Here is a 2,609-nt window from a genome sequence, read left to right on the forward strand (position 1 = left end):
GCAGTGCTAGGTGCGCAAACGGAGGAAAGCCGGCCATCTGGCGTTGTTCCAGTTCGGCCTCGGCGAACGCGTGGTAACCGCCGTTGATCAGCGTGTTCAACAGCGGATGATCGGGATGGTGCGTCTGCAGCCACACATCGCCACGCTTGCCCGCGCGCCCCGCGCGTCCGGCGACCTGGATCAGCTGCTGCGCCAGCTTTTCGCCGGCGCGGAAGTCGGTGGAGAACAGGCCTTCGTCCACGCCGACCACCGTGACGCGGGTGAGGTGCGGCAGGTCGTGGCCCTTGGCCAGGATCTGCGTGCCGACCAGGATGCCGGGCGTGTCGCCCAGCTTCGCCAGTTGCTGCGCAAGGCCATCGCGCTTCTGCGTGGTGCCGCGGTCCACCCGCAGCACCGGCACGTCGGTGAACTGTTCGGCCAGCAGTTCCTCCAGACGCTCGGTGCCGATGCCCTGCGGTTGCAGCGCCAGTCCACCGCAGTCCGGACAGGCCGGCGGCGACGCTTGTCGTGCGCCGCAATGGTGGCACTGCAGCCGCCTGCCCCCTGCATGCACCGTCATCGGACTGTCGCAGCGCCTGCAGTGCGCGCTCCAGCCGCAGTCATGGCATAGGAGCACTGGCGCGTAGCCGCGGCGGTTCTTGAAGACCAGTACCTGGCCGCCGGCGTCCAGCGCCTGCCGGATCGCCTGCAGGGTGTCCGCCAGCAGGCCCGCCTGCTGTGCGCGCTTGCGCATGTCCAGCACGCGCACGCCGGGCGGTTGCGCCTCGCCGGCGCGGCGCGAAAGTCGCAGGTGCGCGTAGCGRCCGCTGCGCGCGTTGTGCAGCGTTTCCAGCGATGGCGTGGCGCTGCCGAGCAGCACGGGGACGTCCAGCGCCTTGCCGCGGACCAAGGCGAAGTCGCGCGCGTGGTAACGGATGCCGTCCTGCTGCTTGTAGCTGCCGTCGTGTTCCTCGTCTATCACGATCAACCCGGCTTCGGGCAGCGGTGTGAACACCGCCGAGCGGGTGCCCACGATCACCCTGGCCTCGCCGCGCAGACAGGCCGCCCAGGTGCGCGCGCGTTCGCCATCGTTGAGGCCGGAGTGCAGAGCGTGCACGGGCACGCCCAGTCGTTCGCGGAACCGCGCCAGCGTCTGTGGGGTCAGGCCGATCTCGGGCACCAGCACCAGCGCCTGCCGTCCGCGGCGAAGGCAGCCGGCGATGGCGTGCAGGTAAACCTCGGTCTTGCCGCTGCCGGTCACGCCATCCAGCAGCAGCGCGCCGAAACCGACCGTGCCGGTGACCGCGTCAGCGGCGGCCTGCTGTTCCTCGTTGAGCGTCGGCCCGGGGCGTGGAGCGGGCACCGCGGGCACCACGGCGGCAGGGACGCGCTCGGCCAGCCCCCGCTTGCCCAGGTCGCGGGCGGTGGCGCGGCCGGCGTCCAGGTGCAGGTCCAGCGCATCTTCATCCAGTGTGCCGTGCGCCACCAGCAGATCGGCCAGGCGGCGCGGCCGGCTGCCCGCACGCAGGCGGTCCCGCCGGCCCAGGCCCGCCTCCGTCAGTCGCCAGTGCCAGGCGTGGGTGTCGGGCAGCGGCTCGCCCTGGCGCAGCAGGACGGGCAGTGCGGTCGCCACCACCTCGCCCAGCGGCGCATGGGTATAGCGCGCCAGCCAGTGCAGCGATTCCAGCAGTTCGCCCTGCAGCAGCGGATGGGCGTCCAGCAGGGCGTCGGCGTGGCGCAGTTCCATGCCGGGGTCCGTCGCGGGCGCGACGTCGGCGACGAAGCCGGTCAATGGCCGGTTGCCGAACATCACGCTCACCCGCTTCCCCACGTCCGCGGGGGTGGCGTCATGGCCGGGCGGAGGCAGGTAGTCGAACAGGCGCGGCAGGGGCACGGGCAGGGCGACTTGCAGGACGGACACGGGCGACATTGCGTGCAGTGTATCGGCCTGTCCCGGCGCGGGTCAGGTCTCACACAGTTGCGGTGATGTCCTGCCGGAATCTTGACGAAAATCACGCAAGTGCTGATCCCGGAAGGAGATTCCGGTTTATCCACACCTGCTGTGGATAAATCTGTGCATGGCCGGAATGCTTCACGGCGCGATGACGCTGCCGCAAGCATCCCGCCCGGGTTGGCCAAAAAAGTGCCAGTAATACTTTCTTTATTTAAATCATGTGGTTAGGCGTGAAACGCAGCTGACACAATCGGGCGGAGGGTGGCATCGCGGCCACGGATGACAGATCGGTGACTGCTGTGCACAACGTGATTTCCCGGAAACCCTTGTGGCGCCGAAGAGAGCAGATTCCGACGGTCTGTCAAGCATCCGTACCGCCGTCGCAGGTGACTATGATCGCCAGTACGCCACCGGTTCCACGATGACCTCTTCCCGTTCCGATTCCTCCCCCGCCCCCGCCGCATTGGCCGCCTTCCTGCGGGGATGCGAGCGCCGCGGTGCGGTGTTCGCCGAACTCCAGTGCGGAGACGCCGATCGCGGCGATGTCGCCCTCGCCGCCGCCCTGCGCGCCTTTCGGGGCAAGGCGGCCGCGCTCCCGATGGCGGACTTGCCCGTGCGCTTCTGGACACTGCTGGCGGCCACGCCGCAGCTGCGGGTCGATGGCCCGTCGGCGCGC

At 69.6% G+C, this 2,609-nt stretch carries 1 protein-coding gene and 1 pseudogene; one reads left to right on the plus strand and one right to left on the minus strand.

The genetic code is table 11. The features are described 5' to 3' along the window. On the minus strand, positions 1-1,909 hold a 1,909-nt coding region (locus AC04L7_RS16350; protein WP_475513425.1), incomplete at its 3' end, for a primosomal protein N'. A 445-nt stretch (positions 1,910-2,354) separates the two neighbouring features. On the opposite strand from AC04L7_RS16350, the pseudogene AC04L7_RS16355 reads away from it, so the two are divergent. Continuing rightward, positions 2,355-2,609 (plus strand): annotated as a pseudogene (locus AC04L7_RS16355) (hypothetical protein); the annotation flags it as partial.

This window comes from Pseudoxanthomonas sp. LjRoot204_2, from assembly GCF_056175765.1.